The 6,655-nt window shown below is 71.6% G+C and carries 8 protein-coding genes; 6 read left to right on the plus strand and 2 right to left on the minus strand.

Annotated elements, in window-relative coordinates; genetic code table 11:
- Positions 1-23 precede the first annotated feature (23 nt).
- Positions 24-533: a TetR/AcrR family transcriptional regulator gene (locus tag E1298_RS42375; RefSeq protein WP_131903030.1), complete on the minus strand. Its 510-nt coding sequence runs from the start codon at positions 531-533 to the stop codon at positions 24-26.
- A 44-nt stretch (positions 534-577) separates the two neighbouring features.
- Between E1298_RS42375 and E1298_RS42380 the strand changes: the two genes are divergently transcribed.
- The gene (locus tag E1298_RS42380; protein WP_131903031.1) at positions 578-1,120 is read left to right on the plus strand and encodes a GNAT family N-acetyltransferase; all 543 of its coding nucleotides are present in this window, start codon (positions 578-580) and stop codon (positions 1,118-1,120) included.
- A gap of 68 nt (positions 1,121-1,188) precedes the next feature.
- Positions 1,189-1,956, plus strand: a complete 768-nt coding sequence (locus E1298_RS42385) for a sulfite exporter TauE/SafE family protein (protein ID WP_131903032.1) — start codon at positions 1,189-1,191, stop codon at positions 1,954-1,956.
- Between the two features lie 6 nt (positions 1,957-1,962).
- Here E1298_RS42385 and E1298_RS42390 read toward each other — a convergent pair whose 3' ends face one another.
- Positions 1,963-3,558, minus strand: coding sequence for a glycoside hydrolase family 15 protein (locus E1298_RS42390; RefSeq protein ID WP_243726172.1), 1,596 nt, complete (start codon positions 3,556-3,558; stop codon positions 1,963-1,965).
- A gap of 323 nt (positions 3,559-3,881) precedes the next feature.
- Here E1298_RS42390 and sucC point away from each other — a divergent pair, with 323 nt between their 5' ends.
- The 4 genes from sucC (at position 3,882) to E1298_RS42410 (ending at position 6,594) form a co-directional block, all read left to right on the plus strand.
- The gene (sucC, locus tag E1298_RS42395) at positions 3,882-5,060 is read left to right on the plus strand and encodes an ADP-forming succinate--CoA ligase subunit beta (RefSeq protein ID WP_131903033.1); all 1,179 of its coding nucleotides are present in this window, start codon (positions 3,882-3,884) and stop codon (positions 5,058-5,060) included.
- A gap of 2 nt (positions 5,061-5,062) precedes the next feature.
- Entirely contained in the window at positions 5,063-5,950 is an 888-nt protein-coding gene (gene sucD / locus E1298_RS42400) for a succinate--CoA ligase subunit alpha (RefSeq protein WP_131903034.1), read from the plus strand.
- A gap of 118 nt (positions 5,951-6,068) precedes the next feature.
- Positions 6,069-6,353: a type II toxin-antitoxin system Phd/YefM family antitoxin gene (locus E1298_RS42405; protein ID WP_131903035.1), complete on the plus strand. Its 285-nt coding sequence runs from the start codon at positions 6,069-6,071 to the stop codon at positions 6,351-6,353.
- Positions 6,346-6,594: a hypothetical protein gene (locus E1298_RS42410; RefSeq protein WP_131903036.1), complete on the plus strand. Its 249-nt coding sequence runs from the start codon at positions 6,346-6,348 to the stop codon at positions 6,592-6,594. Before E1298_RS42405 ends, E1298_RS42410 begins: the two co-directional genes overlap by 8 nt.
- Positions 6,595-6,655 lie beyond the last annotated feature (61 nt).

Raw genomic sequence — 6,655 nt, forward strand, 5'->3', positions numbered from 1 at the left:
CACCACACTTTCCGTGGGCGGGGTCAGTGTTGTTTAAGAGACAGGGTGAAGGCGGCGGCCGTGGCGACGAGGCCGTCGATGTCGGACGCGGCGGGCAGTTCGCCGCGTTCGACGGCGGCGGCCACGTGGGGGCGGAGGCGGGCGCGCCAGGCGGCGTAGCGGCGGGCTTCGCGGGCGCTCAGCTCGGGGTCGGCGAGCGCGCCGTCCCAGGAGCCGACCCAGACGCGGTTCATGGACGCCGAGGACGGGGTGAGCGGCAGGACGTCGCGGAGTGCGGCGCGCAGGGCGGCCAGGCCCTCGTCCGGCGCGTCGCTGAGGGGCCTGTTCGCGGTGCGCTCGTCGGCGACGTCGAGGGCGTAGGCGACCAGGGCCTTCTTGCTCGGGAAGTAGTGGGTGAGCAGGCCCGTGGAGGCGCCCATCTCCGCCGCGACCGCGCGCAGGGTCAGCCCGGCGAAGCCGCGGTCGGCGAGGACCCGCCAGACCGCCTCGGAGACGTCCCGGCGGCGGGCGTCGTGATCACCTCGGGCCGGCATTCCCGTATTGTACATAACAAACGTTGGGTACGTATGGAGGCCATATGTTCGCGCACACGCTCGCCGACGGCGTCGAGTTCCGTCCGCTGGAGCCCTGGCAGGCGGCGGAGTTCGCCCGTCACGTGGTGCTGGTCAGCGACGACATCGCCGCCTACATCCCGTGGGCCCGCACCGTCGTGGACGAGGCGAGCGCCCGGGAGTTCCTGGAGGGCTATGCCCTCAAGCAGGCCAGGGACGAAGGGCGCATTTACGGCATCTGGGTGGACGGCGTCCTCAAGGGCGGGGCGTTGTTCCGCACGTTCCACGCCGCGCAGGGCGTCTGCGAGGCCGGGGTGTGGCTCGCGTCGGACGCGCGGGGCCGCGGCCTGGTCACCGCGGCGGTGCGGCACATGATCGACTGGGCGTTCGGGACGCGGGGGATGGCGCGGGTCGAGTGGTTGTGCGACCCCCGCAACACCGCGAGCGCGGCCGTGGCGAGGCGGCTCGGGATGACCTGCGAGGGCGTCCTGCGGAAGGCGTTCCTGATGGACGGCGAGCGCCGCGACGTGCAGGTCTGGGCCGTCCTCGCGGAGGAGTGGGCGACCTGAACATGATCCCGGAGCGGATAGGTTCATGTGCGACAAATCGTTGACTCCTTACCTCCGGGAGCCTCCCCTTGCACGCCGAGCAGGTGCTCTTGCTGTTGCTGGCCGCCACCGCGGCGGGCTGGGTCGACGCGGTGGTGGGGGGCGGCGGGCTGATCCAGCTGCCCGCGCTGCTGCTGCTCAACCCCGGCCAGCCGGTGGCGACGGCCCTCGCGACCAACAAGCTCGGGTCGATCGCGGGCACCTCGTCCGCCGCCGTCGCCTACCTGCGCAAGGCCAAGCCGGACCTGCCGGTCGCGCTGCCCGCGGCGGGCCTCGCGGTCTGCTGCGCGGCCGGCGGGGCGCTCTGCGCGGCGGCGATCTCCTCGGACGTGCTGAAACCTGTGATCATGGTGGTGCTGCTGGCCGTCGCCGCGATCGTGGTGCTCAAGCCCGATCTCGGACGCGTGCCGAACCTGGTGCTGCGGACCCGGCGGCGGGTCGCGGCGGCGGTGCTGATCCCGGGCGTCGTGATCGCCTTCTACGACGGCCTGGTGGGGCCCGGCACCGGGACGTTCCTGGTCATCGCGTTCACCACGCTGCTCGGCATGGACTTCGTCAACGCCTCCGCGTCCTCGAAGATCATCAACACCGGCACCAACCTGGGCGCGCTGATCGTGTTCGCCGCGCAGGGGCATGTGCTGTGGGCGATCGGGCTGGCCATGGCCTTCTGCAACATCGTCGGCGCCCAGTTCGGCGCGCGGATGGCGATCAGCCGGGGCACCGGATTCGTCCGCACGGTGCTGCTCTGCGTCGTCTCCGCGCTGGTGGTCAAGCTCGGCTACGAGCAGTTCGCCTGAGCGCGGTCAGGGGCGCCAGCCGGGCCGGCGTGCCTGGGGCGGGGGCGAATTGTCGACGGGCAGGACGGGCAGGGGGCGCTCCAGGGCGGACAGGGTGAGCAGCACCAGCGACGCCGTCCAGCCCAGCGGCGCCACCCCGGCGGGCTGGCCGCGCTCGCCGATCTTCTCCGGCAGGGCGCCCAGCGTGGTGCGGTGCTCGGTGAGCCAGTCGAGGCGGCCGAGCGCCTCGTCCGGCCGTCCCGACGCGGCGGCGTTGAGGGCGAACAGCGCCGTCTCCGGCGTCCAGGCGACCAGCTTGTTGCCCGACCAGCGCTCGCCCGGCAGGACGCCGCCGTTCGGCAGCGCCTGCTTGCGGGCCGCCGTGGCGACCGCGCCGGACACGCCCGGGTCCAGCGGCGCGAACGGGGGCGCCAGGAACGTCACGGAGGTGTCCATCCGGCCGCCGCGGACGGGGGAGCGCGGGTAGCCGTACGGGGTGAACTGCCTGGCCACCGCGTCGGACAGCCGGTGCGCGGCCGCCCGCCACTGCGCGGCCTTCCCGCGCACGCCGTAGCCGTCGGCGACGGCCGCCGCCGCGCGCAGACCCGCCAGCACCGGCCCGACGACCCCGAGCGTGGGACGTCGGGGGTCCTGCTCGCGCCGGTGATCGCGTTCCCAGTAGTCGGACGAGGGGGGCGGCAGCCCCTCGGTGTCCAGCGAGTGCGCCAGATGGTCGGCGGCGCGCTGCACCATCGGCCACAGCTCGGGGAGGTCCCGGGGGGACGGCGCGCGCGCGGTGTAGAACCAGCTCGCCCACAGCACCCAGCCCAGCGAGTCGAGCTGCGGTGGACGGCCGTCGACGACCGCCGTCCCGTCGGCGTTGTACCGGGCGGCCCACAGGCCGTCCTCGTGCTGGACGCGGGCGAGGAACCGCAGGACGCGGCGAGCCTCCGCCGGATGCTCCGTCACCGTGAACGCGGCGGCGGCGAAGGCGGAGTCGCGGGGCCAGCTGTACCGCCACGCCCCGTACCAGGACGCGAGGGACGCGCCGTTCGGGCGGGTGAGCAGCCGCAGGTCCAGCAGCGCCCGCTTCGCCATGTCGCCGTACTCCTCGGCGGAACGGTGGTGCTGGTACGCGGAGCCCAGGCGGAGCTCCGACCCCGGGACGGTGCCGTGCGCCAGCCAGCTGTTGTCGGACCGCACCGCCGCGGCCACCTGCGGATCGCCGGGCGGGACGGTGGCGGGCGTCTCCGTCCCGGACGGGACGAGCCGGATCTGCCCGTTCGCGAGCCGGACCACCGAGCTGTCCGGCAGGTAGGCCGCCCCGGGCCCCTCGGCCGGGGACAGCGGGACGCCGACGAGCGGCCACCCCGCCCCGCCCACCAGCCCGGGGCTCGCCCAGCCCGGACCCGAGGGGGCGGTCGACAGGGTGGAGCCGCTGGTGGCGACGAGCGCGGCGACGATGAGGAGCGCGGCGGCGCTGCGGAAACGGCGCACCCCGGGCCGCCGTCCGGGCGGCCGGGCCGGACGCGGGGCCGGGCGCGCCGACGGCAGGGCGGGCTCCTCCAGCCGGGGGGACGGCCCCCGCGAAGCCCCCCAGCGCGCCAGACGCTCGTCCGCCATGGCCGTCTGTTCTCCCCTCCGGCACCCCGCTTCGTCGCAAGGCTCAATGCCAGGCGAAAATAAGTACATCAAACTACGTCAATTGGTTCATCATCCCCAGGGGCCACTCGTGCCCTCCTCCGTAGGGCCCACACGCACGGTTTCCTGAACGTTGACCGACATGAGACCAGGGGATTGCGAGGGGATCGGACCCTGCGGCATGACCATGGACCCGGGTTGACTAGGCTGCATCGACGGAGCGGACCGCAGGGTGGCGGCCGCACGGAAACCCGTGTAACCCCCACTCAATCGGTCATTGGCTGTCGATCCGTTAAGGACGCCTCGTGGACCTGTTCGAACATCAGGCGAAGGAACTCTTCGCCGAGTACGGGGTACCGGTGCCCACCGGCAAGGTCGCCCATACTCCCCAGGAAGCCCGGGCCATCGCGGCGGAGCTGTTCGCCGCGGGGAGCTCGAAGGTCGTCGTCAAGGCCCAGGTGAAGACCGGTGGCCGTGGCAAGGCCGGCGGCGTGAAGCTGGCAGACACCGCCGACGAGGCGCAAGCGCTCGCCGGCCAGATCCTCGGCATGGACATCAAGGGCCACACGGTCCACAAGGTCCTGATCGAGGAGGGGAGCGCCATCGCGCAGGAGTACTACTTCTCCTTCCTGCTCGACCGCGCCAACCGCACGTTCCTGTCCATCTGCTCCGTCGAGGGCGGCGTCGAGATCGAGGACGTGCCGCACGACCGGCTGGGCCTGATCCCCATCTCCCCGCTGGAGGGCGTCGACCGGGCCAAGGCCCGCGAGATCGCCGAGCAGGGCCGCCTCCCGCAGGAGGCCCGCGAAGGCGCCGCCGAGCTCATCGAGCGCCTCTGGGCGGTCTTCACCGACGAGGACGCCACCCTCGTCGAGGTGAACCCGCTCATCCTCACCGCGGACGGCCAGGTGAAGGCGCTGGACGGCAAGGTCTCCCTCGACGACAACGCCGCGTTCCGCCAGGAGCACGACAAGCTGGAGGACAAGGCCGCCGCCGACCCGCTGGAGGCGGCGGCGAAGGCCAAGGACCTCAACTACGTCAAGCTCGACGGCGGCGTCGGCATCATCGGCAACGGCGCGGGCCTGGTCATGTCCACCCTGGACGTGGTCTCCTACGCCGGCGAGGAGTTCGGCGGCCAGCGGCCGGCCAACTTCCTCGACATCGGCGGCGGCGCGTCCGCCGAGGTCATGGCGGACAGCCTGGAGATCGTCCTGTCCGACGACGACGTCAGGTCGGTGTTCGTGAACGTCTTCGGCGGCATCACCGCCTGCGACGCCGTCGCCAACGGCATCGTCACGGCCTACGGGCTGCTGGCCGACCGCGGCGAGACCGTCAACCGTCCCCTCGTCGTCCGCCTCGACGGCAACAACGCCGAGCTCGGACGCAAGATCCTCAGCGACGCCGCGCTGGCCGGCGTCGAGCAGGTCGACACCATGGACGACGCGGCCAGGCGCGCCGCCGAACTCGCAGCGGCAGGTGCATGAGCATGGCCATCTGGCTCACCGAGAACAGCAAGATCATCGTCCAGGGCATGACCGGCTCGGAGGGCATGAAGCACTCCCGCCGCATGCTCGCCTCCGGCGCGCGGGTCGTCGGCGGCGTGAACGCCCGCAAGGCCGGGCAGACGGTCGACTTCGACGCAAAGACGCTCCCGGTGTTCGGCACCGTGGCCGAGGCGATGGCCGAGACCGGCGCCGACACCTCCGTCGTGTTCGTCCCGCCGAAGTTCACCAAGGACGCGGTCGTCGAGGCGATCGACGCCGGGATCCCGCTGTGCGTCGTCATCACCGAGGGCATTCCGGTGCACGACAGCGCCTACTTCTGGGCCCACGCCGAGGCCAAGGGCAACAAGACCCGCGTCATCGGGCCGAACTGCCCCGGCATCGCGTCCCCCGGCAAGTCCAACGCGGGCATCATCCCGGCCGACATCACCACCCCCGGCCGCATCGGCCTGGTGTCCAAGTCGGGCACGCTGACCTACCAGATGATGTACGAGCTGCGCGACATCGGCTTCTCCACCTGCGTCGGCATCGGCGGCGACCCGGTCATCGGCACCACGCACATCGACGCCCTCACGGCGTTCCAGGACGACCCGGAGACCGACGCGATCGTGATGATCGGCGAGATCGGGGGCGACGCCGAGGAGCGCGCCGCCGCCTACATCGCCGACCACGTGACCAAGCCGGTCGTCGGCTACGTCGCCGGGTTCACCGCCCCCGAGGGCAAGACGATGGGCCACGCCGGCGCGATCGTGTCCGGCTCCGCCGGCACCGCGCAGGCGAAGAAGGAGGCCCTGGAGAAGGTCGGCGTCCGCGTCGGCAAGACCCCGAGCGAGGCGGCGGTCCTCATGCGGGAGATCATGAAAAACCTCTGATCCACCGCGATCAGCCAGCGAAAGACGCCCGAGCCCCCCGGCCCGGGCGTCTTTCGCTGGCGCGTGTCCGGCGAAGAGTGCACCAAGAACACAGTGTGAAGAGTGTACACTTTTGGCCATGGAAGACGTTCCGCTGAAACTCGCTCGCCAACGGCTCGGCAAGCTGCACTCCGATGCCATCCACGGCCGGCACATCAAGATCACTCGCCACGGCTCCGATGCCGCCGTCCTCGTCCCGGAGACCGATTACCAGGAGTACCAGGCGCTCAAGCGCGAGAAGATCCAGGCAGCCGTCGTCGCCGAGATCCAGCACATCGCGCCCTATGTCGAGAATGGCGAACTCCCACCCGGCTACGAGGCGCTGACGCGTGAACAGGCCGTCGAGGGTGAGCGGTTTGCCTGATCAGCTCATCTACCCCTACCGGTTGCGGATGCAGGTCGCCGGGTTCCCCCCGAACATCCGCGATGCGGCCAACCTGCTGATCATGTCGCTGCTGGGGGATCCCGTTCCGCCGGACGCCAAGCCGTTCGTCGAGGTGGCGGGACATTCCTCCTACGAACTCTCCAACGACTTGGTGACCGTGTACTACACCGTGCTGGGCGACGACACCGTGGCCGTCAACGTCGTCCATCCCAACACCTGATCCGCGGGGCGCCCAGAGCGGCGGGGGTGGGACGACAAAGGCGACACGCCGGGCGGACGGG

The organism is Actinomadura rubrisoli (genome assembly GCF_004349215.1).
Taxonomy (GTDB): Bacteria; Actinomycetota; Actinomycetes; order Streptosporangiales; family Streptosporangiaceae; genus Spirillospora; species Spirillospora rubrisoli.